The 25,656-nt window shown below is 72.3% G+C and carries 21 protein-coding genes; 19 read left to right on the plus strand and 2 right to left on the minus strand.

What is annotated here, in order from left to right:
• Positions 1-97: 97 nt before the first annotated feature.
• Positions 98-1,585 (plus strand): S1C family serine protease, encoded by a 1,488-nt coding sequence (locus tag ATJ97_RS14145; RefSeq protein WP_098484286.1) that lies wholly within the window; start codon positions 98-100, stop codon positions 1,583-1,585.
• Between the two features lie 114 nt (positions 1,586-1,699).
• Here the strand turns inward: ATJ97_RS14145 and ATJ97_RS14150 are convergent, their stop codons facing one another.
• Positions 1,700-3,055, minus strand: a complete 1,356-nt coding sequence (locus ATJ97_RS14150) for an isochorismate synthase (protein WP_098485492.1) — start codon at positions 3,053-3,055, stop codon at positions 1,700-1,702.
• 110 nt (positions 3,056-3,165) lie between these two features.
• Here ATJ97_RS14150 and ATJ97_RS14155 point away from each other — a divergent pair, with 110 nt between their 5' ends.
• From ATJ97_RS14155 to ATJ97_RS14235, 17 genes are all read left to right on the plus strand, one after another.
• Positions 3,166-3,861 (plus strand): demethylmenaquinone methyltransferase, encoded by a 696-nt coding sequence (locus ATJ97_RS14155; RefSeq protein ID WP_098484287.1) that lies wholly within the window; start codon positions 3,166-3,168, stop codon positions 3,859-3,861.
• Positions 3,862-4,027: 166 nt separating this feature from the next.
• The gene (locus ATJ97_RS14160) at positions 4,028-5,335 is read left to right on the plus strand and encodes a geranylgeranyl reductase family protein (protein ID WP_098484288.1); all 1,308 of its coding nucleotides are present in this window, start codon (positions 4,028-4,030) and stop codon (positions 5,333-5,335) included.
• 109 nt (positions 5,336-5,444) lie between these two features.
• Entirely contained in the window at positions 5,445-5,807 is a 363-nt protein-coding gene (locus ATJ97_RS14165) for an NADH-quinone oxidoreductase subunit A (RefSeq protein ID WP_098484289.1), read from the plus strand.
• A gap of 10 nt (positions 5,808-5,817) precedes the next feature.
• A complete protein-coding gene (locus tag ATJ97_RS14170; protein ID WP_098484290.1) occupies positions 5,818-6,372 on the plus strand; it encodes an NADH-quinone oxidoreductase subunit B in 555 nt (184 codons plus the stop codon).
• Complete coding sequence (locus tag ATJ97_RS14175) at positions 6,369-7,181, plus strand: NADH-quinone oxidoreductase subunit C (RefSeq protein ID WP_098484291.1); 813 nt, start codon at positions 6,369-6,371, stop codon at positions 7,179-7,181. The genes ATJ97_RS14170 and ATJ97_RS14175 overlap by 4 nt, the downstream gene beginning before the upstream one ends.
• Entirely contained in the window at positions 7,181-8,530 is a 1,350-nt protein-coding gene (locus tag ATJ97_RS14180; protein WP_098484292.1) for an NADH-quinone oxidoreductase subunit D, read from the plus strand. The genes ATJ97_RS14175 and ATJ97_RS14180 overlap by 1 nt, the downstream gene beginning before the upstream one ends.
• Entirely contained in the window at positions 8,530-9,363 is an 834-nt protein-coding gene (nuoE, locus tag ATJ97_RS14185) for an NADH-quinone oxidoreductase subunit NuoE (RefSeq protein ID WP_098484293.1), read from the plus strand. The genes ATJ97_RS14180 and nuoE overlap by 1 nt, the downstream gene beginning before the upstream one ends.
• Positions 9,360-10,685, plus strand: coding sequence for an NADH-quinone oxidoreductase subunit NuoF (gene nuoF, locus ATJ97_RS14190; protein WP_098484294.1), 1,326 nt, complete (start codon positions 9,360-9,362; stop codon positions 10,683-10,685). Before nuoE ends, nuoF begins: the two co-directional genes overlap by 4 nt.
• Complete coding sequence (locus tag ATJ97_RS14195; protein WP_098484295.1) at positions 10,682-13,318, plus strand: NADH-quinone oxidoreductase subunit G; 2,637 nt, start codon at positions 10,682-10,684, stop codon at positions 13,316-13,318. Before nuoF ends, ATJ97_RS14195 begins: the two co-directional genes overlap by 4 nt.
• Positions 13,315-14,694 carry an NADH-quinone oxidoreductase subunit NuoH gene (gene nuoH / locus ATJ97_RS14200; RefSeq protein WP_098484296.1) on the plus strand — a complete coding sequence of 460 codons (1,380 nt, stop codon included), beginning with the start codon at positions 13,315-13,317 and terminating at the stop codon, positions 14,692-14,694. The genes ATJ97_RS14195 and nuoH overlap by 4 nt, the downstream gene beginning before the upstream one ends.
• Positions 14,687-15,415, plus strand: coding sequence for an NADH-quinone oxidoreductase subunit NuoI (gene nuoI / locus ATJ97_RS14205; protein ID WP_098484297.1), 729 nt, complete (start codon positions 14,687-14,689; stop codon positions 15,413-15,415). The genes nuoH and nuoI overlap by 8 nt, the downstream gene beginning before the upstream one ends.
• The gene (locus tag ATJ97_RS14210; protein WP_245862544.1) at positions 15,412-16,434 is read left to right on the plus strand and encodes an NADH-quinone oxidoreductase subunit J; all 1,023 of its coding nucleotides are present in this window, start codon (positions 15,412-15,414) and stop codon (positions 16,432-16,434) included. Before nuoI ends, ATJ97_RS14210 begins: the two co-directional genes overlap by 4 nt.
• On the plus strand, positions 16,431-16,730 hold the full coding sequence (gene nuoK, locus ATJ97_RS14215; protein WP_098484298.1) for an NADH-quinone oxidoreductase subunit NuoK: 300 nt from the start codon (positions 16,431-16,433) through the stop codon (positions 16,728-16,730). The genes ATJ97_RS14210 and nuoK overlap by 4 nt, the downstream gene beginning before the upstream one ends.
• A 13-nt stretch (positions 16,731-16,743) precedes the next feature.
• Positions 16,744-18,747 (plus strand): NADH-quinone oxidoreductase subunit L, encoded by a 2,004-nt coding sequence (nuoL, locus tag ATJ97_RS14220; protein WP_098484299.1) that lies wholly within the window; start codon positions 16,744-16,746, stop codon positions 18,745-18,747.
• 27 nt (positions 18,748-18,774) lie between these two features.
• Complete coding sequence (locus ATJ97_RS14225) at positions 18,775-20,358, plus strand: NADH-quinone oxidoreductase subunit M (RefSeq protein WP_098484300.1); 1,584 nt, start codon at positions 18,775-18,777, stop codon at positions 20,356-20,358.
• The gene (gene nuoN / locus ATJ97_RS14230; RefSeq protein WP_098484301.1) at positions 20,355-21,920 is read left to right on the plus strand and encodes an NADH-quinone oxidoreductase subunit NuoN; all 1,566 of its coding nucleotides are present in this window, start codon (positions 20,355-20,357) and stop codon (positions 21,918-21,920) included. Before ATJ97_RS14225 ends, nuoN begins: the two co-directional genes overlap by 4 nt.
• Before the next feature lie 26 nt (positions 21,921-21,946).
• Positions 21,947-22,942: a polyprenyl synthetase family protein gene (locus ATJ97_RS14235; RefSeq protein ID WP_098484302.1), complete on the plus strand. Its 996-nt coding sequence runs from the start codon at positions 21,947-21,949 to the stop codon at positions 22,940-22,942.
• 48 nt (positions 22,943-22,990) lie between these two features.
• Here ATJ97_RS14235 and rarD read toward each other — a convergent pair whose 3' ends face one another.
• On the minus strand, positions 22,991-23,938 hold the full coding sequence (rarD, locus tag ATJ97_RS14240) for an EamA family transporter RarD (RefSeq protein WP_245862547.1): 948 nt from the start codon (positions 23,936-23,938) through the stop codon (positions 22,991-22,993).
• A 311-nt stretch (positions 23,939-24,249) separates the two neighbouring features.
• Between rarD and ATJ97_RS14245 the strand changes: the two genes are divergently transcribed.
• Complete coding sequence (locus tag ATJ97_RS14245) at positions 24,250-25,656, plus strand: FAD-dependent oxidoreductase (protein WP_098484303.1); 1,407 nt, start codon at positions 24,250-24,252, stop codon at positions 25,654-25,656.

Genomic DNA, 25,656 nt, shown 5'->3' on the forward strand with positions numbered 1-25,656 from the left:
TCCAGCCAACCCGGCGTCCAGACAACTCTCAGGTTCCGACAAGCGTGGTCCCAGGTCACGGGTGTCTGATGGATCCATCGACAACGACGGAGGATCCATGAGCAACGACGACCAGCGCCCGACGCCCTGGACGGGGCCGGGTACGCCTGGCCCTCGGGCCTGGCAGGGCTCCCACGAGCAGTCCTCGTCCCGCGGCGGTTCCGACGCGCGACCGACGGGCCAGTGGGCCGGGTCGTCCTACGCCACGCCGCAACCGGCACAGGCCACCTACGCCTCCCAGCAGCGCGGACCGGCGCAGACGCACGACTGGCCGGGCCAGAACCAGCCCCGCCACGACGGCGACGTGCCGTCCGGGCAGCCGTGGCCGGGGCGGGCGTTCGGCACGGCGCCGGGCGGCCCGGAGGGCCCCGGCCGCCCGGGCAGCAGTGACGGCGACGGCAGGGGCCGCCGTCGTCCCGGCTGGGGCGCCCTGGTCGGCGTCGCCGCCGGCGCTGCGGTGCTGGCCAGCATCGGGACCGCGGGCCTGACCGGCGCCCTCGACAACAACCAGGCGCCCACCGCAGCGTCCTCGAGCCAGTCGGCCGACGCGTCCTCGTCCAACGCGGCCCCCGTCGTCACCTCGACGACGACCGAGCCGGACTGGGCCAGCGTGGCCGCCGCGGTGCGCCCCTCCGTCGTCGCGATCGACGTCCGGACGCCGTCCGGGGCCGGCGCAGGTTCCGGCGTCATCCTCGACAAGCAGGGCCACATCCTCACGAACCACCACGTCGTCGGCGACGCGGTCGACGGCGGCCTGGTGGTGACCCTGTCGGACGGCCGGATGTACCAGGCCAAGATCGCCGGCACCGACCCGGCCACGGACCTGGCGGTCATCACCCTCACCGACCCGCCGGCCGACCTCAAGCCCGCGACGCTCGGCAACTCCGAGGACGTCGTGGTCGGCGACCCGGTGGTCGCGATCGGCAACCCGCTGGGCCTGAGCTCGACCGTCACCACTGGCATCGTCTCCGCGCTCGACCGCCCGGTCACCACGACCGAGGCGCCGCAGTCGCCCGGGCAGCAGGGCACGAGCGTCACCACGAACGCCATCCAGGTCGACGCGGCGATCAACCCGGGCAACTCCGGCGGCCCGCTGTTCGACGCGACCGGCCGGGTCATCGGCATCACCAGCTCGATCGCCAGCATGCCGGGCGCCTCGGGCGGCAGCTCCGGCAGCATCGGCCTCGGCTTCGCGATCCCGAGCAACCTCGCCAAGCAGGTCGGCGAGCAGCTGATCAAGAACGGCGTGGCCGAGCACGCGTACCTCGGTGTCTACATGAGCGACGGCACCGCGAAGGTCGACGGCGCCACCCGCGCCGGCGCCGTGGTGGAACGGCTCGACCCCGGGACGCCGGCCGCCGACGCCGGGGTGAGGACCGGCGACGTCATCATCGGCATCGACGGCGACCCGGTCAGCGGCGCGGAGTCGCTCACGGGCTACGTCCGCCAGTACGCCAGCGGCGACAAGGTCACCCTGACCATCGTGCGCGACGGCAAGGAGATCAAGGTCCAGACGACCCTCGCCACCCGGCAGGACAAGCTCTGAGCCTGCCCCGAAACCGCACCGGCCCGTGTTCTTCCCCCAGACGCGGGCCGGTGCCCTGCTCGGCGGGTCGCGCCTGCTGGGCAGGCCCCGCGTCGGTCCGGCGGCCTCGCCTGCTCAGCCTTCGAGCGCCTCGCGCATGGGCCGCAGCTTCGCCTCCGACTCGGCCAGCTCGGCCTCCGGGTCGGACGCCGCGACGACGCCGCAGCCGGCGAACAGCCGCATGCGGTGGCGGTCCGTGGCCGAGACCTCGCCCGAGCGCAGCCCGATGCCCCACTCGCCGTCGCCGTCGGCACCGATCCACCCGACAGGGCCGGCGTACCGTCCGCGGTCCATCCGCTCTGCCTCGGCCAGGATCTGCGTCGCCAGCCCGGTGGGGGTCCCGCCGACCGCCGCGGTGGGGTGCAGAGCCGCGGCCAGCGCGAGGCTGGAGGGTCCGCGGCCGTCCGGCGAGTGCGCCGGGAAGGTGCTCGGGTGGCCGAAGGTGCCGTCGACGACGCCGGTGACGTCCGTGGCCAGGTGCATGACGTTGGGCAGGTGCAGCACGAACGGCGCGTCGGGCACGTTGATCGACGCGCAGTACGGGCGCAGGCCCCGCACGAGGGAGGCGACGGCGAGCTCGTGCTCCTCCAGGTCCTTCGAGGAGCGGGCGAGCTCGGCGGCCCGCCGGAGGTCGTCCGCGTCGTCGCCGGTGCGCCGGATGGTGCCGGCGAGGACCCGGCTCGCGGCCAGGCCCTTCTCGCGCCGCACCAGCAGCTCCGGCGTCGCCCCGACGAGGCGGTCCACGCTGAAGGTCCAGCACCCCGGGTAGCTCTCGCTGAGCCGGGTGAGCAGGTGACGCACGTCCAGCGGCCGCTGCGTGCGGACGTCGACGTCGCGGGCCATGACCACCTTGGTCACCTCGCCCGCGCGGATGCGGCGCACCACCTCCGCGACCGCCGTCACCCAGTCGGCGGCGGTGAGGGCGCCGTCGGCGAAGGTCACCGCCCCGGGGGAGCGGACCGGGGCAGGCACGGGCAGGGAGGCAGGCCGGTCCCCGGAAGGTGTGACAGTCGTCACCCACGCCACGCCGTCGCGGCGGCCGACCACGACCTCCGGCACCACCAGCACGCCGCCGGCCTCCGAGCCGGGGGCGAAGGAGAAGGAGCCGAAGGCGACCGGGCCGGTCCCCGGGACGCCCACCTCGTCGACGACGTCGAGCCCCGCCGCCGCGCGGGCCCAGGCGACGTCGGCGTCCCGGATGCGGTTCGGCCCCCTGGTGTCGATGCGCAGGGCCTCGCCCCAGCCCACGAGCCCCTCGCCGCGACGGACCCACGAGAACGTGGCCGCGGCGTCGGGCCCCGGCAGGAGGGAGAGGAGGTCGCCCGGGTCCGGCACCGCGACGGTCCGCGCGACGAGGGCGGTCTCGGACGACGGCGCGACGAGCCGGGTCGCGGCGCGCCCGGGGCGGCGTGGGGTCTCGGTCGGGGACATCGCGGTCACTGTAAGCCCAGCGGCCGTTTCCGACCCGTCCTGACCGGAGCGTCGGGGCGGTGACCACCCTGCCGACATGACGTGGGCCACGGACCTGGGATGATGAGCGCATGAGCCGAGCCACCCTCGAGAAGGACCCGCGCGAGGTCGCCGGGATGTTCGACGGCGTCGCCCGTCGTTACGACCTGACGAACGACGTCCTCTCCCTCGGCCAGGACCGCATCTGGCGGGTCGCGACCCGCAAGGCCGTGGGCGCCAGGCCCGGGGAGCGGGTCCTGGACCTCGCCGCCGGCACCGGCACGTCGTCGGAGGAGTACGCCGACGCGGGCATCGACGTCGTCCCGTGCGACTTCTCCACGGGCATGATGGAGGTGGGCAAACGCCGTCGGCCGGACCTGCCCTTCATCGCCGGCGACGCGACGGCGCTGCCGTTCGCCGACGAGACCTTCGACGCCGTGACCATCTCCTTCGGCCTGCGCAACGTCGCGGACACGGACCGCGCGCTGCGCGAGATGCTGCGCGTGACGCGGCCGGGCGGGCGGCTGGTGGTGTGCGAGTTCTCCCGCCCGACGTGGGCGCCGTTCCGCACGGTGTACGAGTTCTACCTCGGTCAGGTCCTCCCGCGGATGGCGTCGATGGTCTCCTCGAACACCGACGCCTACACCTACCTGGCCGAGTCCATCGTGACCTGGCCCGACCAGCTCGGTCTCGCGCGCACCGTCCGGCGGGCCGGCTGGCACCAGGTGGCCTACCGGAACCTCTCCGGCGGCATCGTGGCCCTGCACCGGGCGGTGCGACCGGAGTGACGTCGCACGGACGCCCCTATGCACGCGCGGGGGCGCCAGGACGAGGGACCTTCGTCCCCGCGACCTTCCCGCAGAGCCACTTAGGCTCACCTAACAAGACGACCGTGGCCCGGATTTATAGACTCCTGGCCGTCCGGGCCCGCCGGCCCCTCACCTTCCTGGAGCGATGACGTTGGGAACCGCTGTGCGTACCGAGGCCGAGGCTGACGTCATCGTCGTCGGCGCCGGACCGGGCGGAGCTGCCGCGGCCCACTACCTCGCCTCGACCGGGCTGAGCGTGCTGCTCCTGGAGAAGGGTGTCTTCCCCCGCGACAAGGTCTGCGGGGACGGGCTGACCCCCCGCGCCGTCGCCGAGCTGATCCGGATGGGGGTCCCGACCCCCGAGTCCGAGGGGTGGATCCGCAACTGGGGGCTGCGCACGCACGGCGCCGGCCACACGATCGAGCTGCCCTGGCCCGAGCTCGCCGAGATGCCGTCCTACGGCCTGGCGCGCTCGCGGATGAACCTCGACGAGACGCTCGCCCGCCACGCGCAGGCCTCCGGGGCGGACCTGCGTGAGGGCATGGCCGTCACCGGCCCGCTCCGCCACGAGCGCTCGGGCCGCATCCTCGGCGTGACCGCCAAGCCGGTCGACGCGCGGGGCCGCCGCACGGGCGAGGACGTCACCTTCCGCGCCCCCGTGGTCGTCGACGCCGGCGGCGTCTCCGCCCGCCTCGCCACCTCGATGGGCATCGAGAAGGACATGGACCGACCCATGGGCGTGGCCGTGCGCACCTACTTCCGCTCGCCGCGGCACGACGACCCGATGATGGAGTCGCACCTGGAGCTGTGGGACGGGAAGCCGGGGGAGTCCAACCTCATGCCCGGCTACGGCTGGATCTTCGCCCTCGGCGACGGCACCGTGAACGTCGGCCTCGGGTCGCTGTCCTCGACGGCGAAGCCCACCGGGCTCGACTACAAGGGGATGTTCCGCACCTGGATGGAGAACGCCCCCGAGGAGTGGGAGTTCACCCCGGAGAACCAGATCGGCGAGCTGCGCTCGGCCGCCCTGCCCATGGCGTTCAACCGCAAGCCGCACTACAGCCAGGGCCTGCTCCTGGTCGGCGACTCCGGCGGCATGGTCTCGCCGTTCAACGGCGAGGGCATCGCCTACGCGCTGCAGTCCGGGCGCATCGCGGCCGACGTGATCTCCCAGGCCCTCTCGCGCACCTCCGCTTACGCGCTGGAGAAGACGCTGCGCACCTACCCCAAGATCCTCAGCGACGAGCTGGGCGGGTACTACTCGCTCGGCCAGGTCTTCGCACGGCTCATCGAGCGCCCCGAGATCATGCGGCTGTGCGTCAAGCACGGCCTGCCGCGGCCCACGCTCATGCGCTTCACGATGAAGCTCCTCTCCGACGGGTTCGACCGTCGCGACGGGGACTGGATGGACCGGACGATCACCGCGCTCACGAAGCTGGCGCCGGCGTCATGACGGTCCGACGGGTGAGCGTTTCGGAGGTCGTGACGCTGAACACGTACGCTGGCGAGGAGATGGCCGTCACGCAGACGGACGGCCGTCGTGGTGAACCGACGGAGGCACGATGACGAACCCCTACGTCCCGCTGCTGATCATGGCGGGCGTCGCCGCGGCGATGGCGATCGGTGGCCTGGCGGCGAGCACCGTCATCGGCCCCAAGCGCTACAACCGCGTGAAGGTGGCGAACTACGAGTGCGGGATCGAGCCGACCCCCCGCGCGACGGGCTCCGGGCGCTTCCCGGTGAAGTACTACCTCGTCGCCATGACGTTCATCATCTTCGACATCGAGGTGGTCTTCCTCTACCCGTGGGCGGTGGCTTTCTCCGAGCTCGCCATCTTCGGGCTGGTGGCCATGCTCGGCTTCATCTTCCTGATCACGGTGCCCTACGTGTACGAGTGGCGCCGCGGCGGGCTCGAGTGGGACTGAGGTAGCACTGATGGGTATCGAGGAGAAGGTTCCCGCCGGCTTCATGCTGGGCTCGGTCGAGAAGATCGTGGGCCTGGCGCGCAAGTCGTCGGTGTGGCCGGTGACCATGGGGCTGGCCTGCTGCGCCATCGAGATGATGGCCACGGGCACCCCGCGTTTCGACATCTCCCGCTTCGGCATGGAGGTCTTCCGGGCCTCCCCGCGCCACGCGGACCTGATGATCGTCTCGGGGCGGGTGAGCCACAAGATGGCCCCGGTCGTGCGCAACGTCTACGACCAGATGCCCGAGCCGAAGTGGGTCATCTCCATGGGCGTGTGCGCGTCCTCGGGCGGGATGTTCAACAACTACGCGATCGTGCAGGGCGTCGACCACATCGTCCCGGTCGACATCTACCTGCCCGGCTGCCCGCCGCGGCCCGAGATGCTCATCAACGCGATCCTCGAGCTGCACGAGCAGATCCGGAACTCCCCGCTCGGCGTCAACCGCGAGGAGGCCGCGCGCAAGGCCGAGGAGGCCGCCCTGGCCGCCACCCCGACCCACCAGATGAAGGGCCTGCTGGCGTGAGCGAGCGAGACGACGAGAAGCAGTCGGCGGCCGCGGCCGCCAAGCCCGGCGCCACCAGCGCCGAGGTGGGGCAGCGGCCGACGGCGGCTGCTGCCGAGGGCGGCTCGCAGAACCTCCCGGCCGGGCCGGCCCGCGGGTCGCGCACCCAGCTCGAGGTCATCGCCACCCGCAAGGGCCTGTTCGGCGTCGAGGGCTCCGGCGACACCTCCGGCTTCGGCGGCCTGGTCGCCACCATCGCGCTGCCGCCCGCGTCCGAGCGGCCCTACGGCGGCTGGTTCGACGAGGTCGTCGACATCCTGGTCGAGATCCTCACCGAGCAGGGGCTCGACGCCGACGCCGTCCTCGAGAAGGTCGTCGTCGACCGCGGCGAGCTGACGATCTTCGTCGCCCGTGAGCACATCGGCACCGTGTGCCGTGCCCTGCGCGACGACCAGGACCTGCGCTTCGAGTTGTGCCTGGGCGTCTCGGGCGTCCACTACCCGCACGACACCGGGCGCGAGCTCCACGCCGTGTACCACCTGTTCTCGGTCACGCACGTGCGCCCGCTGCGCCTCGAGGTCGCGTGCCCGGAGGCGGACCCGCACATCCCCAGCGTCGTCGAGACCTACCCCGGCAACGACTGGCACGAGCGCGAGACCTGGGACATGTTCGGCATCGTCTTCGACGGCCACCCGGCCCTCGCCCGCTCCCTCATGCCCGACGACTGGGTCGGCCACCCGCAGCGCAAGGACTACCCGCTCGGGGGGATCCCCGTCGAGTACAAGGGCGCCGTCATCCCGCCGCCCGACAACCGGAGGTCGTACCGCTGATGTCCGCGTCCACCAACGCCCGCCCCGCCGCCGCCCGCCCGGCCGGTGATGAGCCAGGGGCGCCGGAGTTCGTCGCCGAGGGCGGCGACTGGGCGGAGATCGCCGCCGAGGCCGAGCGCCTGGGCGAGGAGCGCATCGTCGTCAACATGGGCCCGGTGCACCCCTCCACCCACGGCGTGCTCCGCCTCGTCCTCGAGATCGACGGCGAGTACGTCCGCGAGCTGCGTGTCGGTACCGGCTACCTGCACACCGGCATCGAGAAGAACATGGAGTACCGCACCTGGACCCAGGGCGTGACGTTCTGCACCCGCATGGACTACGTCGCCCCCTTCTACCAGGAGGTCGCGTACTGCCTGGGCGTCGAGAAGCTCCTCGGCGTCACGGACGAGGTGCCCGAGCGGGCCTCGCTGATCCGCGTGCTGCTCATGGAGCTCAACCGGGTCGCGTCCCACCTCGTCGCCATCGGCACCGGCGGCAACGAGCTCGGCGCGACCACGATGATGACTGTGGCGTTCCGCGGCCGCGAGGACATCCTCCGGATCTTCGAGCGCATCACCGGCCTGCGGATGAACCACGCGTTCATCCGCCCCGGCGGTGTCGCGCAGGACCTGCCGCCCGGCACCACGGACTACGTGCGCGAGCTGCTGCCGAACATCCGGCTGTCCATCAAGGAGCTGCAGGACCTCACGGTCGAGAACCCGATCTTCAAGCTCCGGCAGCAGAAGGTCGGCTACGTTTCCCTGTCCGCCGCGATGGCGCTCGGGCTCACCGGCCCGTCGGTCCGCGCCGCCGGCCTGCCGCTGGACCTGCGCAAGATGCAGCCGTACTGCGGGTACGAGACGTACGACTTCGACGTGCCCACCCGCGACTACTCCGACTCCTACAACCGCACCATGGTCAGGTTCGAGGAGTGCTACGAGTCCATCAAGATCGTGCTGCAGGCGCTCGACCGCCTCGACGCGACGCCGGGTCCGGTCATGGTGGCCGACAAGAAGATCGCCTGGCCCGCCCAGCTCTCGATCGGCTCGGACGGCCAGGGCAACTCCCTGGAGCACATCAAGGAGATCATGTCGACCTCCATGGAGTCGCTCATCCACCACTTCAAGCTGGTGACCGAGGGCTTCCGCGTGCCGGCCGGGCAGGCGTTCGTCACCGTCGAGCACGCCAAGGGCGTCATGGGCGTCCACGTCGTCTCCGACGGCGGCACGCGCCCCTACCGGGCCCACTTCCGGGACCCGTCCTACTCCAACCTCCAGTCCACGGCGATCATGTGCGAGGGCGGTCAGATCGCTGACGTCGTCGTCACGCTCGCCTCGCTCGACCCCGTCCTGGGAGGGGTGGACCGCTGATGTCCAGCGAGACCTATCTGCCCGAGGCCGACGCGCGCCTGCGCGCCGAGGCCGCCGAGATCATCTCCCGCTACCCGCAGCCGCGCTCGGCGCTGCTGCCGATGCTGCACCTGGTCCAGTCCGAGGACGGCTACGTCTCCCCGCGGGGGATCACGCTGTGCGCGGACATCCTGGGGCTCACCCGGGCGGAGGTCTCCGCGGTGGCGACCTTCTACACCCAGTACAAGCGCCACCCCAACGGCGAGTACACGGTGGGGGTGTGCACCAACGCCCTGTGCGCGGTCATGGGCGGCGACATCATCTTCGAGCGGGTCTCCGAGCACCTCGGCGTCGGCCACGACGAGACGACGGCGGACGGGAAGATCACCCTCGAGCAGGTCGAGTGCAACGCGGCCTGCGACTACGCGCCCGTGGTGATGGTCAACTGGGAGTTCTTCGACAACCAGACGCCCACCACCGCCATCGAGCTGGTCGACAAGATCACGGCCGGCGAGCCGGTCCGCCCGACGCGCGGCGCCGACACCGTGGGGACGTTCAAGGAGATCTCGCACGTGCTCGCGGGCTTCGAGGACGGCCGCGCGGACGAGGGCGTGGGGGCCGGCGAGGCCACCCTGCTCGGGCTGCGCATCGCCCGCGAGAACGACTGGCGCGCGCCGCAGGTGCGCGAGGACGCCACGGGCACGGACGCGTCCGGCGCCGACCTGGGCGGCGCCGTCGCCTCCGGCACGGTCCCGGTCGGCGAGGTGCAGTCCAGCGCCGAGCGCAAGCCCACCACCTCTGCGGACGTCTCCGCCGAGACGGTCGACAAGGACGTCAAGAAGGAGGCCAAGTGAGCATCACGGCACCGGGCCGGCTCTCGCCGGTCCTCTCCGACATCTGGGACGCCGAGCGCTCCTGGAAGCTGAGCACCTACCGCGACCACGGCGGCTACGAGGGCCTGGCCAAGGCCCTGACGATGGCGCCCGAGGACGTCGTCGCGGAGGTCAAGGCGTCCGGCCTGCGCGGCCGCGGCGGCGCCGGGTTCCCCACCGGCCTGAAGTGGTCGTTCCTGCCCAAGCCCGACGGCGGGCCGCGCTACCTCGTGGTCAACGCGGACGAGTCCGAGCCGGGCACGTGCAAGGACATCCCGCTGATGCTGGCGAACCCGCACTCGCTGGTCGAGGGCGTGGCCATCACGTCCTACGCCATCGGCGGCCACCACGCCTTCATCTACCTGCGCGGGGAGACGGTCCACGTCTACCGCCGGCTCCTCGCCGCGGTCCGCGAGGCCCGCGAGGCCGGGCTCATCGGCCAGGGACTCGGCCCGAACGGCGACTACCACCTGGAGATCACCGTCCACGCCGGCGCCGGCGCCTACATCTGCGGCGAGGAGACGGCGCTGCTCGACTCCCTCGAGGGCCTGCGCGGCCAGCCGCGCCTGAAGCCCCCGTTCCCCGCCGTCGCGGGCCTGTACGCCCGCCCGACCGTCGTCAACAACGTCGAGTCGATCGCCTCCGTCCCCGGCATCGTCAAGCACGGCAAGGACTGGTTCACCGCCATGGGGACCGAGAAGAGCACGGGCCACGGCCTGTTCTCCGTCTCGGGCCACGTGAAGAACCCCGGGCAGTTCGAGGCCCCGCTCGGCATCACCATGCGCGAGCTCATCGAGCTCGCGGGCGGCATGCGCGACGGCCGCCGGCTGAAGTTCTGGACCCCCGGCGGGTCCTCGACGCCCATCCTCACCGAGGCCGAGCTCGACGTCCCGCTGGACTACGAGGCCGTCGGTGCCGCCGGCTCCATGCTCGCCACCCGTGCGCTCATGGTCTTCGACGACACGACGTCGGTGGTCCGCGTCATCGCGCGCTGGACGGACTTCTACCAGCACGAGTCCTGCGGCAAGTGCACGCCCTGCCGCGAGGGCACGTACTGGATGAAGCAGGTCATGCACCGACTGGAGGCGGGCCAGGGCCTGCCCAGCGACATCGACCTCCTCCTCGACGTCTCCGCCAACATCGCGGGCCGCTCCTTCTGCGCGCTCGGCGACGCCTCCGCCACCCCGATCCAGAGCGGCATCAAGCACTTCCGCTCCGAGTTCGAGGCGGGGACGCACACCCCGGCCTGGGAGCTCTTCCCGTACGAGGCCTCGGCCATCTTCAGCGAAGCAGGTGTTCGATGACCGCCACGACCGACCGCCAGTCCCAGGCCCCGGTCGAGCTGCACACGGTGACGATCGACGGCGTCGAGGTCCAGGTGCCCAAGGGCACCCTGGTCATCCGCGCCGCCGAGCAGGCCGGGATCCAGATCCCGCGCTTCTGCGACCACCCGCTGCTCGCGCCCGCCGGGGCCTGCCGGCAGTGCCTGGTGGAGGTCTCCACCCCGGACCGCGAGGGCAACCTGCGGGCGATGCCCAAGCCGCAGGCCTCCTGCACGCTCGAGGCCACCCCGGGCATGGTCGTCGCCACCCAGCACACCTCCGAGGTCGCCGAGAAGGCCCAGCACGGGATCATGGAGTTCCTCCTGATCAACCACCCGCTGGACTGCCCCGTCTGCGACAAGGGCGGCGAGTGCCCGCTGCAGAACCAGGCGATGAGCAACGGTCGCGCCACGTCGCGCTTCGTCGACATCAAGCGGACGTTCCCCAAGCCGATCAAGGTCTCCACGCAGATCCTGCTCGACCGCGACCGCTGCATCCTGTGCCAGCGCTGCACCCGCTTCTCCGCCGAGATCGCCGGCGACCCGTTCATCGCTCTCCAGGGTCGTGGCGGCGGCGCGCCGCGCGACCACGTCCACGGCACCCACGGCTCGCAGATCGGCGCGTTCGACGAGCACATCCTCGACTTCACCTCCTCCGGCGAGGAGGAGCCGCTGGTGCTCGCCGCGGACATGGTCGGCCCCGAGGGCGCTCCCGGTGCGACCCAGGGTCTGGCCGTCGGCCCGCTCGGCGAGTCGGAGATGGACACCTCGGGCCGCCCGTTCGCCTCGTACTTCTCCGGCAACACCATCCAGATCTGCCCCGTCGGTGCGCTGACGTCGGCGTCCTACCGGTTCCGCTCGCGCCCGTTCGACCTGGTCTCCACCCCGTCCGTCGCCGAGCACGACGCCGGAGGGTCGGCCATCCGCGTCGACCACCGTCGCGGCGTGGTCCTGCGGCGTCTGGCGGGGGAGGACCCCGAGGTCAACGAGGAGTGGATCACCGACAAGGACCGCTTCGCCTTCACCTGGCAGTCCGCGCCGGACCGCCTCACGATGCCGCTGGTCCGCGACGAGCAGACCGGCGAGCTGGTGAGCACCAGCTGGTCCGAGGCCCTCGACCTGGCGGCCGCCGGGCTGCGCCGCGCCCGGGAGGCCGGCGGTGTCGGCCTGCTCCCCGGCGGCCGGCTCACGCTCGAGGACGCCTACGCGTGGTCGAAGTTCGCCCGGCTGGCCCTGGGCACCAACGACGTCGACCACCGCGCCCGGGTCCACACAGACGAGGAGGCCCAGTTCCTCGCGCACCACGTCGCGGCCCGCGGGCTCGGGGTGACCTACTCCGACCTCGAGCGCGCCGGGCAGGTGCTGCTCGTCGGGCTCGAGCCCGAGGACGAGTGCGGCACGGTCTTCCTCCGGCTGCGCAAGGGCGTCCTGGCCGGGACCGTCCGCGTCGCGACGGTGGCGCCGCTGGCCACCCGCGGCACCACCAAGATGCGTGGCGAGCTCGTCACCGCCGCCCCGGGCACGGAGCCCGAGGTGCTCGAGGCGATCGTCGCCGGGAGCTCCGAGGAGCGGCTCGCGGCCCTCGCCGACCGCCTGGCCGCGCCGGGCGCCGTCATCCTCGTGGGGGAGCGCGCCGCCGGTGTGCGCGGCACCCTCTCCGCCGTCTCCGCGCTCGCCGAGCGCACCGGCGCGCGCCTGGCCTGGGTGCCGCGCCGCGCCGGCGAGGTCGGCGCCGTCGACGCCGGGCTCCTGCCGGGGCTGCTGCCCGGCGGCCGCCTCGTCGCCGACACCGACGCCCGCGTGGACGCCGGGGCCGTGTGGGGCGCCGAGTCGCTGCCCTCGACCCCGGGACGCGACGTCACCGGCATCCTCACGGCTGCCCGTGGCGGGCAGCTCGGCGGGCTCGTGGTCGGCGGCGTCGAGCCGCGCGACCTGCCCGACCCCGCGCTCGCCCGCGCGGCGCTGGCCGCCGCCGGGTTCGTCCTCCAGCTCGAGGTGCGCCGCTCGGAGGTGACCGAGCACGCCGACGTGGTGCTGCCGGTCGCCCCGCCCGTGGAGAAGGCCGGCACCTTCGTGAACTGGGAGGGCCGCGTCCGCCCGTTCGGGCAGGTCCTCGTCTCCCGGTCGCTCTCGGACCGTCAGGTCCTCGACGCGCTCGCCACCGAGATGGGCCTCGACCTGCGCCTGGGCGACCTCACGGGCGTCCACGACGAGCTGGCCGAGCTCGCCGGCTGGACCGGTGTGCGTCCGCCCGCCCCCGTCGTGCCCGCCGGGCCGCTGCCCGCGCCCGCCGACGGCCAGGCGGTGCTCGCCACCTGGAAGCCGCAGCTGGACTCCGGCCGCGGCCAGGACGGCGAGCCGCACCTGGCCGGCACCGCCCACCGCCCGGTGGTGCGTCTGAGCCCCGAGACGGCTGCCGGCCTCGGCGTCGTCGACGGCGACCGGGTCACCGTGACCGGGCCCGCCGGGGCGATCACCCTGCCGCTGTCCCTGGCCACGATGCCCGCGCACGTGGTCTGGCTGCCGGAGAACTCCCCGGGCTCGAGCGTGCACGACATGCTCGGCACGGGGGCCGGCGCCGTCGTCGCCCTGTCCGCCGCGGAGGTGGCCCAGTGAGAACGATCCTGCCGGCGGCGGCGGCCGCCGCGCCGACCGCCGACTTCAGCAACGACACCTGGTGGATCTGGGTCATCAAGGCCGTCTTCATCCTGGTGTTCCTGCTGGTCTCCGTGCTCATGGCCCTGTGGGTGGAGCGTCGCGGCCTCGGCCGCATGCAGACCCGCCCGGGCCCGAACGTGCACGGTCCGCTCGGCCTGCTCCAGGCGGTGGGCGACGCGCTCAAGCTGGTCCTGAAGGAAGACTTCACGATCAAGGGCGCGGACCGCTTCATCTACATCCTCGCGCCCTTCATCGCCTCGTTCTGCGCCTTCATGGTCATGGCGGTCATCCCGTTCGGGCCCGAGGTGTCGATCTTCGGGGTGGTCACCCCGCTGCAGCTGACGGACATGCCTGTCGCGGTGCTCTACATCCTCGCCATCACCGCGCTCGGCGTGTACGGCATCGTGCTCGGCGGGTGGGCGTCGAACTCCACCTACCCGCTGCTCGGCTCGACGCGGTCCGCGGCCCAGGTCATCTCCTACGAGCTGAGCATGGGGCTCTCGCTCGTCAGCGTCTTCCTCGTCTCCGGGTCGCTCTCGACCTCCCAGATCGTCGACGCCCAGACGCAGCTGTGGTGGGCGATCGCCCTGGCGCCCGCCTTCCTCGTCTACCTGGTCTCCATGGTCGGCGAGGTCAACCGCCTGCCGTTCGACCTGCCCGAGGCCGAGGGCGAGCTGGTGGCCGGCCACATGGTCGAGTACACCTCGATGAAGTTCGCGTGGTTCTTCCTCGCCGAGTACATCAACATGTTCAACGTCTCGGCCGTGGCCACCACCCTCTTCCTCGGCGGCTGGCGCGCCCCCTGGCCGCTCTCCGCCATCGGCGACGGCGTCCTCAACACCGGCTGGTGGCCGATGCTGTGGTTCATCGCCAAGATGTGGCTGGTCATGTTCCTCATGATCTGGACCCGAGGCACGCTGCTGCGCTTCCGCTACGACCAGTTCATGAAGCTCGGCTGGAAGCTCCTCATCCCGGTGGCCCTCGTCTGGCTCGTTGCCGTCGCCGTCGTCCAGGGCGTGCGCCAGTTCACCGACACCGACCTGACGACGATGCTCCTGTGGATCGGCGGGATCTTCGCGGTCCTCATGGTCGTGCTGCTCGTGTGGCCGGCCAAGAAGGAGGAGCCGGAACCCGAGGCGGCCGCGACGCCGCACCCGGAGATCATCCCTGCCGGGACCGAGTTCGACGCGTTCGTGGGCGGCTACCCCGTCCCGCCGCTGCCCGGCCAGACCCTGCCGCCGTCGCCCAGGCGGGCCCGCCGCGAGGCGGCCGGCGCCGGCGCGCGCACCACGCAGGGCACCCAGACCACGCAGGAGGAGGGTCACGATGTCTGACGACCAGCGCACCCCCGACGAGGGGACCTCGCTCGGCCGTACGGAGAAGCGGCGCGGCGAGGTCGGCCGACCGCTGCCCCCGGAGCTCGGTCCCGCGCAGAAGGGCCCGCTCGGGCGCCTCTTCGCCCCGGTCGCCGGCTACGGCGTGACCATCTCCTCGATGTTCCGGCCCACCGTCACGGAGCAGTACCCGTTCGAGAAGGTCCCGACGCAGCCGCGCTACCACGGCCGCCACCAGCTCAACCGCTACGCGGACGGGCTCGAGAAGTGCATCGGCTGCGAGCTGTGCGCCTGGGCGTGCCCGGCGGACGCCATCTACGTCGAGGCCGGCAACAACACCCCGGACGCCCAGTACTCCCCGGGCGAGCGGTACGGCCGCGTGTACCAGATCAACTACCTGCGCTGCATCTTCTGCGGGCTGTGCATCGAGGCGTGCCCAACCCGTGCGCTGACGATGACGAACGAGTACGAGCTCGCCGGACCCACCCGCGAGGGCCTCATCTACGAGAAGCAGGACCTCCTCGCGCCGATGCTCGAGGGCATGCTCGCCGCGCCCCACCCGATGGTCGAGGGCACGGACGACGACGACTACTACCGCGGCGACGTCACCGGGCCGACGGCGGAGCAGGTCGAGTGGGTGCGGGCGCACCGCCCGGGCGACCCTACCCTCGACACCGCCCGTCCCGTCGCCACCGCCGGCGCCGAGGGGGGCCGCAAGTGATCACCGCGATGCTTCCCGCCTCGCTCGCCGAGACCGGCACGGTCTCCACCGGCGAGACCGTCATGTTCTGGGTGCTCGCGCCGATCATGGTGCTGGCCTCGCTGGCGCTGCTGTTCTCCCGGCGCGCGGTCTACGCCGCGATGTCGGTGGTGCTCGTCATGCTGTGTCTCGCGGCGCTGTACATCGCCCAGGAGGCCCCGTTCCTCGGGGTCGCCCAGGTGGTGGTGTACACCGGCGCCATCATGATGATGTTCCTCTTCGTGCTGATGCTCGTGGGCGTCGACGCCTCCGACTCGCTGCACGAGACGATCAAGGGGCAGCGCTGGCTGGGCGCCCTGGCCGGCGTGGGCCTCGCGGTGCTCCTCGGCGCCGTCGTGCTGCGCGCCACCGGCCCGCGGCCCACCGGCCTCGCCGGGGCGAACGCCGACACCAACCCCGTCGGGGTGGCGCGCCTGATCTTCTCCGACCACGTCTTCGCGATGGAGCTGGTCGGCCTGCTGCTGATCATCGCGGCCGTCGGCGCCATCACGCTCACCCACCGGGAGCGGCTGGGCAAGAAGGCGACCCAGCAGGAGGTGCTGGAGGCCAAGATGGCCGCGTACGGCGCCGGCGGGGCCCGCGTGGGCCAGCTGCCCGCCCCGGGCGTGTACGCCCGGTCCAACGCTGCCGACCTGCCGGCCCTCTCGGCCACCGGCGAGCCGATCAACGACTCCGTGCCTCGCGTGCTGCGCATCCGGGGCCAGGGCCGCACGATCGGCGACGTCAGCCCCGAGACGGTCGAGGCCGTCGCCCGGGCGCGCACCGGGCGCAAGGGCAGGGCCATGCGCCGCGCGGCCGGCTCCGTCGGTGCGCTCGCCGTCGAGCAGACGCAGATGCCGAGCATGCGGGGCGAGCCCGCGCCGCAGCCGCGGCTGCCCGGCAGCCCCGGGTACGAGGGGCCGGGCAACGGCACCGGCGCGTCCGACGCCGGGGCCGAGGGCGCCCCCAAGGAGATCGAGAGCGCGGAGGCGGAGAAGTGAGCCTGGTCAACTACCTGGTCCTGGCCGGGATCCTCTTCGCCGTCGGCGCCACCACGGTGCTCGTGCGGCGCAACGCGATCATCGCGCTGCTGGGGGTGGAGATCATGCTGAACTCCTCCAACCTCGCGCTGGTGACGTTCTCCCGGATCCACGGCGACCTCACGGGGCAGGTGCTCGCCTTCTTCGTGATGGTGGTCGCCGCCGCCGAGGTCGTCGTCGGCCTCGCCATCATCGTGTCCATCTTCCGAACCCGCAGGTCCGCGTCGGTCGACGACGTCAGCCTGCTGAAGCACTGACGGGGGCCGGCGCATGCTGGGTTCTACAACCGTGTCCACCTCCCTGCCGGGCGTGCTGACCGCCCTGCCGGGTGCGCTGCCCGCGGCCACCTCCACCGCGGCGGGCGCAGCGCCGACCGGGGCGGCCAGCCTCGCCTGGCTCATGGTCGCCGCGCCGCTCGTCTCCGCCGGGGTGCTCCTCCTGCTCGGCCGCCGGACCGACCGCTGGGGCCACTGGCTCGGGGTCCTGGCGCCGGTGATCTCCTTCGTCGTCGGCCTGGCGATCCTCGTCCAGCTGCTCGGCCTGCCCGCGGACGGGCGGGTCATCGACCAGCGCCTGTTCAGCTGGATCCCCGCCGGCGAGCTGACCGTCGTCGCCGGGCTGCGGCTCGACCCGCTGTCGCTGACCTTCGTGATGCTGGTGACGTTCGTCGGCTCGCTGATCCACCTGTACTCGGTGGCCTACATGGCGCACGACGTCGACCGGCGCCGTTTCTTCGCCTACCTCAACCTCTTCGTGGCGGCGATGCTGCTGCTCGTGCTGGCGGACAGCTACGCGCTGCTCTTCGTCGGCTGGGAGGGCGTGGGCCTGGCGTCCTACCTGCTCATCGGGTTCTGGAACTACAACCTCGACTACGCCGTGGCCGCCAAGAAGGCGTTCATCATGAACCGCGTCGGTGACGTGGGTCTGCTGCTGGCCATGATGACCATGTTCGCCGGCTTCGGCGCCGTGGACTTCGCGACCGTGCTGCCGGCCGCCGCGGGCGCCAACGAGGGTGTCCTGACCGCCATCGGCCTGATGCTGCTGCTGGCCGCCTGCGGCAAGTCGGCGCAGTTCCCGCTGCAGGCCTGGCTCGGGGACGCCATGGCCGGCCCGACGCCGGTCTCGGCGCTCATCCACGCCGCCACCATGGTCACCGCCGGGGTGTACCTCATGGTCCGCTCCGGCCCGATCCTCAACGGCGCCCCGACCGCGCTGCTCGTCGTCGCGATCGTCGGTGCGATCACCCTGCTGTTCGGGGCGATCGTCGGCTCCGCCAAGGACGACATGAAGAAGGTGCTCGCCGCCTCCACCATGTCCCAGATCGGCTACATGATGTTGGGTGCCGGGCTGGGCCCGATCGGCTACGCCTTCGCGATCTTCCACCTCGTCACCCACGGCTTCTTCAAGGCCGGGCTGTTCCTCGGGGCCGGCTCCGTCATGCACGGCATGAGCGACCAGGTCGACATGCGCCGCTTCGGCGGCCTGAGCCGGTACATGAAGATCACGTGGATCACGATGATGATGGGCTGGCTCGCCATCATCGGGTTCCCGGGCCTGTCCGGGTTCTGGAGCAAGGACAAGATCATCGAGTCCGCCTTCGCCGCCGAGGGCTGGCAGGCGTGGGTGTTCGGCACCGTCGCCCTCGTCGGCGCCGGGATCACCGCGTTCTACATGTCGCGGCTCTTCTTCATGGTCTTCCACGGCGAGAAGCGGTGGACGACGGCGGAGGAGGGCGCCGAGCAGCACCCCCACGAGGCCCCCCTGCTGATGACCGTCCCGATGATCGTCCTGGCCGTCGGGTCCGTGGCGCTCGGGTTCCTCATGAATCTCGGCGGCGGGTTCGTCACCTGGCTCGAGCCGGTCACGGGTGCGGTGGAGCACCACGAGCCCGTGCTCCCGGTGCCGGTGATCATGGTCGCCACCATCGTCCTGGTCCTGGTCGGCGCACTCGTGGCCTGGCGCATGTACGGCGCCCGCCCCGTGCCCGTCGTCGCCCCGGCGGGGTCCGCGCTCACGCGCGCCGCCCGGCAGGACCTGTACCAGGACAACGTCAACGAGGGCGCGTTCATGCGTCCCTCCCAGTACCTGACCAGGTCCCTGGTCTACGCGGACGCGGCGGTCGTCGACGGTGCCGTCATGGGCGTCGCCCGTGGCACCTCCGGGATGGGCGGCGTGCTGCGCCGCGCCCAGAACGGGTACGTCCGCTCCTACGCCGGGATGGTTCTCGGCGGAGTCGTCCTGGGCCTGGTCGTCGTCCTCGCCTCGCGAGTCTGAGGTCTGGGAAGAGGTAGAGGAAAAGTCATGAATGCGATGAACGAGGCAGCCCTGCCCTGGCTGACGCTGCTGATCGTGGTGCCGCTCGCCGCGGCCGCCGTGCTGTGGCTGGTCCGGCCGCTGCACAAGGTGGCCCGCCCGTACGGGCTGGCGGTCTCGCTGCTGGTGCTGCTCGGCGCCGTGGCGATGACCACCCAGTTCGACATGGGTGCCGCCGGCGAGGTGCAGCTCACCGAGCTCGCCTCCTGGATCCCGCAGCTCGGCGTCTCCTACGCCCTCGGCGTCAACGGGCTCGGGCTCGCCCTGGTGCTGCTGTCGGTGTTCCTGGTGCCGCTGGTGCTGGCGGCCGCCTGGCGCGAGCAGGAGGCGGTCCCGCAGGGCGCGGTGCTCGAGCGGCGGCAGATGGGCTTCGTCGCCCTGGTGCTGGCCCTCGAGGCGCTCATGGTGGCGGTCTTCGCCGCCCGGGACGTGTTCCTCTTCTACATCCTCTTCGAGGCCATGCTGATCCCGGTGTACTTCCTCATCGGGAACTACGGCGGCCCGCGCCGGCGCACCGCCGCACTGAAGTTCCTGCTCTACTCCCTCGCGGGCGGGCTCATCATGCTCGTCGGCGTGGTCGCGCTGTACCTGGTGGGCCCGGGCGGTGAGCAGGGCTTCCTCATCGACAACCTCGTCGGCAACGTCGAGACCTCCGTGGCCGGGGAGCGGCTGCTCTTCCTCGCCTTCTTCATCGCCTTCGCCATCAAGGCCCCGATGTGGCCGGTGCACACCTGGCTGCCGGACACCGCGCAGCAGGCGCCACCGGGCGCCTCGGTGCTGCTGGTCGGCGTGCTGGACAAGGTCGGCACCTTCGGGATGATCACGCTGTGCCTGCCGCTGTTCCCGGAGGCCTCCCGGTGGGCGGCGCCGGTGATCATCGCCCTGGCGCTGATCTCGATCATCTACGGCGGGCTGCTCGCCGTCGGGCAGCGCGACATCATGCGCCTGGTCGCCTTCACCTCGGTGAGCCACTTCGGCTTCATCGTGCTCGGCATCTTCATCCGGGACGAGGTGGCCCTGACCGGCGCGATGCTCTACATGGTCGCCCACGGCGTCTCCATCGCGGCGCTCTTCCTCGTCTCCGGGTTCCTCACCCAGCGCGGCGGTACCCAGGAGATCCCGGCCTACGGCGGCATGCAGCGCGTGGTCCCGGTGCTGGCCGGCACGTTCCTGGTCTCGGGCCTGGCGTCCCTCGCCCTGCCCGGGCTGAGCGGCTTCGTCCCGGAGTACATGGTGCTGCTCGGCACCTACCGGGTCTCCATCGTCGCCGCCGCCGTGGCGGTGCTCGGCGTGATCATCGCGGCCGTGTACATCCTGCTGCCCTACCAGCGGATCTTCACCGGACCGACGCGGCCCACGCTCCTGCGCATGCCTGACCTCGGCGCCCGGGAGAAGTGGGTGCTCGCGCCGCTCGTCGCCGCGATGCTCTTCCTCGGCTTCTACCCGGCGCCGGTCATCGAGGCCGTCAGGCCGGTGGCGGCCGGTCTCGCCATCACCCAGCCCAGCTCGATCGACACCGCCGACGGCGGAACCCTCCCGGCGGGCGCCGTGGAGGAGGGGAGCAGCAAGTGAACACGTTCGTCGCCCCGGAAATCGACTGGGCCGCGCTCACCCCGACCCTGATCCTGGCGGGCGCCGCCGTGGTCGGGGTGCTCGTCGAGGCGTTCGCGCCGCGCCGCAGCCGGCGGGTGGTCCAGCTCGTGCTCGGCCTGCTCGCCACGGCCGGCGCGCTCGTCGCCGTCGTCTGGCGCTGGACCGTCGTGAGCACGGACGGCCCGCGCGAGGTCGTCGGCGGCTCGGTGATCGAGGACGGCCCCGCGCTGGCCGCGCAGGCCGTGCTCGCCCTGGTCGGCCTCGTCGGCCTGCTCGTCATCGCCGACCGCACCGAGTCCGGCGAGGGGGCGTTCGTCGCCCAGGCGGCCGCCCGCCCCGGCTCGGCCGAGGAGGCCGACGCCACCCGGTCGGGCATGGCCCAGACCGAGGTCTTCCCGCTGACGATGTTCGCCCTCGCCGGCATGTTCGTCTTCGCCCAGGCCGGCGACCTCCTCACCCTGTTCATCGCCCTCGAGGTGCTCTCGCTCCCGCTGTACGTCCTCTCCGGGCTGTCGCGCCGCCGTCGTCTCCTCTCGCAGGAGGCGTCCCTGAAGTACTTCCTGCTGGGCGCGTTCACCTCGGCGTTCGTGATCTTCGGCATCGCGCTGCTGTACGGCTACTCGGGCACGGTGCGCTTCTCCGGCCTGGCCCAGGCCGTCCCGGCCACCGTCGGCATGGACGGGATGCTCCTCGCCGGCACGATCCTGGTGATCGTCGGCCTGCTCTTCAAGGTCGGCGCGGCGCCCTTCCACGCGTGGACGCCCGACGTCTACACCGGCGCGCCCACCCCCATCACCGGGTTCATGGCCGCGGCCACCAAGCTCGCCGCGTTCGCCGCCCTCCTGCGGTTCGTGTACGTCGTCGTCCCGGACCTCTCCTGGGACCTCACGCCGTTCTTCTGGGCGGTGATCATCCTCACCATGCTGGTCGGCACCGTCGTCGGCATCGTCCAGACCGACGTCAAGCGCATGCTCGCGTACTCCTCGATCGCGCACGCCGGCTTCATCCTCATCGGCGTCACCGCGCTGCAGAGCTCCGGCATCGGTTCCGTGATCTTCTACATGCTGGCCTACGGCCTGGCGACGGTCGGCGCGTTCGCCGTCGTCACGCTCGTGCGCGAGCGTGACACGGCAGGGAACGTCACCGGTGAGGCGACCCACCTGTCCCAGTGGGCCGGTCTCGGCCGGCGCAACCCGGTGGCCGCCGTCGCGATGACGCTGTTCCTGCTCTCCTTCGCGGGCATCCCGCTCACCGCCGGGTTCATGGGCAAGTTCGCCGTGTTCACCGCCGGTGTGGACGGCGGGCAGACCGTGCTCGTGGTCCTCGCGGTGCTGGCCTCGGCGGCGACGGCGTTCTTCTACGTGCGGCTCATCGTGCTGATGTTCTTCACGGAGCCGGACGGGGAGACGGTCGCGGTCGTGTCCTCGGAGGGGCTCACCACGGTGGCCGTGGCGGTGTGCGCGGTGGGCACCGTGCTGCTGGGCGTGCTGCCCGGCCCGGTGCTCGACATGGCCGCGCAGGCCCAGACCTTCCTGCCGTAGGTACGGTTCCTCCTGTGAATGCCTCCATGCTCCCCCTGGGCGACGCCGAGCTCGAAGCCCGGCTGCAGCCTGAGCTGACCGACGTCGAGGAGCGGCTGGCCCGTGCCGTGGTCGGCGCCGACTCCCTCGTCGACCCCGCCTCCTCCCACCTGGCCGCCGCCGGCGGCAAGCGGCTGCGCCCCCTGCTCACCCTGCTGGGGGCCCAGCTGGGGGAGGGGGCGAACGACCGCGTGCGCACCGCCGCCGTCGCCGTGGAGCTGACGCACCTGGCCACGCTCTACCACGACGACGTCATGGACTCGGCGCCGCTGCGGCGCGGGGCGCCCGCCGCGCACGAGGTGTGGGGCAACTCGGTGGCGATCCTGACCGGTGACCTGCTCTTCGCGCGGGCCTCGCGCATGGTCGCCGACCTCGGGGCCGACGCGGTCCGCGTGCACTCCGAGACCTTCGAGCGGCTCTGCCTCGGGCAGCTTCACGAGACCCTGGGGCCGGCCGACGGGCAGGACCCGGTCGCGCACTACATCCGGGTGCTCGCCGACAAGACCGGCTCGCTGATCGCCACCTCGGCCCGGTACGGCGCCGCGTTCTCCGGGGCCGGGACCGACGTCGCGGACCTCCTCGCCCGGTACGGCGAGAAGGTCGGTGTGGCGTTTCAGCTCGCCGACGACGTCATCGACCTCTCCTCCGACGCCGCGGTCACCGGGAAGACGCCGGGCACCGACCTGCGGGAGGGCGTCGACACCATGCCGGTCCTGCTGCTGCGCGAGCGCGCGGCGAACGGCACCCTCGACGACCGCGGCTCCGGTGTGCTCGACCGGCTCCGCGCCGACGAGCTGGCCTCGGACGAGGCCCTGCGCGCCGTCGTCGCCGACCTGCGCGACCACGAGGTCGTCGGCCAGGCGCGCGAGCTCGCCGAGCAGTGGGCCCGCGACGCCGTGGCCGAGCTGGACCCGCTGCCGGACTCGTCGGTCAAGGAGGCGCTGGCGGCGTTCGCCGGGCTGCTGGTGGACCGGCTCGCCTGAGGGGTCGGCGCCGCCCGAGCGGTGGACGGCGCGCCTGAGGCGCCCGTCTCAGGCCCTGCGCGTGCGCGGGACCCGCGGCGGGCGGTGCCGGTAGCCGTCGACGCTCAGGATCGCGATCGCCACCCACACCAGCACGAAGCCGGCCCAGCGCTCCGGCGGCATCGGCTCGTGGAAGATCAGCACCCCTACCGCCAGCTGGAGCACCGGGGTGACGTACTGGAGCATCCCGACCACGCTCAGCGGGAGCCGGCGGGCCGCGGCGCCGAAGAGCAGCAGCGGCACCGCGGTGAGCGGCCCCGAGAGGGCGAGCAGGGCGCTGTGGCCGGCGTCGTCGCCGAACGCGCCCTGCCCGGTCGCGGCGAGCCAGACGAGGAAGCCGGCCGCCACCGGGAAGAGCACCGCCGTCTCGACGGCGAGGCCCGGCAGCGCGCCGACCGTGCGTCCCACGCGGTTCTTCGCGAGCCCGTACAGACCGAACGAGACGGCCAGGCACACGGCGATCCAGGGCAGCTGCCCGTAGCCGACGGCGATGACGACGACCGCCATCGCGCCGGTCGCGCACGCCGCCCACTGCGCGGGCCGCAGCCGCTCGCCGAGGACCACCACCGCCAGGACCACCGTGGCGATCGGGTTGATGAAGTACCCCAGCGCCGCGTCGACCGTGCGGCCCGAGTTCACGCCGTACACGTACGTCAGCCAGTTGACGGCGACCAGGACGGCGGCGACGGCGATGGTCGCGAGGGTGCGCCGGTCCCGCAGCGCCGGGAGGACCGAGCGCAGCGAACGCGTCACCGCGAGGACCAGCAGGCAGAAGCCCAGGGACCACGTGGCCCGGTGCGCGACGATCTCGACCGCCCCGGCCGGCTCCAGCAGGCGGAAGAAGAGCGGGAACGCGCCCCACAGCAGGTACGCGGACAGCCCGACGGCGAGGCCCGTCCGGTCCAGGCCCGGCTCGTCGGGCCCCGCGCCGGCGGCGGGGGAGGGCGCGGCGGTCACGGTGCGCACTCTGGCACGGCGGGCGGCCCGCGAGAAACCGGACGGGCCGGCGAACGCCGACGCGACGCGGGACTGGGCGGCAGACGCGCAGGACTGGCGGCAGACGCGCGGGACTGGCGGCAGACGCGGGACCGGGGTCAGGTGCGGCTCCGCCGTACCCGTCCCGGGTTCCGGCCGGAACCAGGTGTGATCTCGGTCCCTGCGCGCCCGGGGTGCGCACGAGTGCCCATACACTGGACGGCGGACAGCTCCGCCCTGGACACGCGCGCGTGTTCGCGCGCCGGGCGGCACACCACAGACGAGAGGTACCAGTGACGAGCTCCCGCCCGCTGAGCGTGGCACTCGTGGGCGCCGGCCCTGCCGGCATCTACGCCGCGGACATCCTGTCGAAGTCCGGCCTGGACGTGAACATCGACCTGTTCGAGCGCCTCCCCGCGCCGTTCGGTCTCGTCCGCTACGGCGTCGCGCCCGACCACCCGCGCATCAAGCAGATCATCGTCGCGCTGTACAAGATCCTCCAGCGCGGGGACATCCGGCTGATCGGCAACGTCGAGGTCGGCAAGGACGTCTCGCTCGAGGAGCTGCAGAAGCACTACGACGCCGTCATCTTCTCCACCGGGTCCGACCGGGACGCCCCGCTCGACATCCCCGGCGTCGACCTGGAGGGCAGCTACGGCGCCTCCGAGTTCGTCTCCTGGTACGACGGGCACCCCGACGTGCCGCGCACCTGGCCGCTCGAGGCCAAGGAGGTCGCGGTGATCGGCGTGGGGAACGTGGCGCTGGACGTCGCCCGGATGCTGGCGAAGCACGTCGAGGACCTCATGCCCACCGAGATCCCCGCCAACGTCGCGGAGGGGCTGCGCAAGAGCCCTGTGACGGACGTGCACGTGTTCGGCCGCCGCGGGCCCGCCCAGGTGAAGTTCACCCCGCTGGAGCTGCGCGAGCTCGGCCAGGTCCCCGACGTCGACGTCATCGTCTACGACGAGGACTTCCAGTTCGACGAGGGCTCGGAGGAGGCGATCCGCTCCTCCAACCAGACCAAGCAGGTGGTCAAGACCCTCATCGACTGGACGCTGAAGGAGAAGGAGGACCTCACCGCCTCGCGGCGGATCCACCTGCACTTCCTGCACCGGCCCGTCGAGATCCTCGGCAACGGCAAGGTCGAGGCCCTGCGCACCGAGCGGACGGAGCTCACCGGCGACGGCAACGTGCGCGGCACCGGCGAGATGGTCGACACGCCCGTCCAGGCGGTCTACCGGGCCGTCGGTTACTTCTCCTCCCCGGTCCCGGGCCTGCCCTTCGACGAGATCCGCGGCGTCATCCCCAACATCGAGGGGCGCGTCCTCGGCGAGGACGGCGAGTACCTCCCGGGCGTCTACGCCACCGGCTGGGTCAAGCGCGGCCCCGTGGGCCTCATCGGCTCCACCAAGTCCGACGCCCGCCAGACCATCGGGCACGTGGTCGCCGACGCCGAGGCCGGGCTGCTCCACGCCCGCACCGAGGACGAGGCCGAGGTCGGCCACGACGCGATGCTCGCCGCCCTGGAGGCGGCCGGCGTGCGCTACACGACCTGGCAGGGCTGGGAGCTGCTCGACGCGTACGAGCAGTCCCTCGGCGCCGAGTACGCCGACAGCCCACGCGAGCGGATCAAGGTCGTCCACCGCGACACCATGACCGCCATCTCCCGCGGCGAGGAGCACGACGGCATCCTCTACTGA

Source organism: Georgenia soli, from assembly GCF_002563695.1.
Classification (GTDB): domain Bacteria; phylum Actinomycetota; class Actinomycetes; order Actinomycetales; family Actinomycetaceae; genus Georgenia; species Georgenia soli.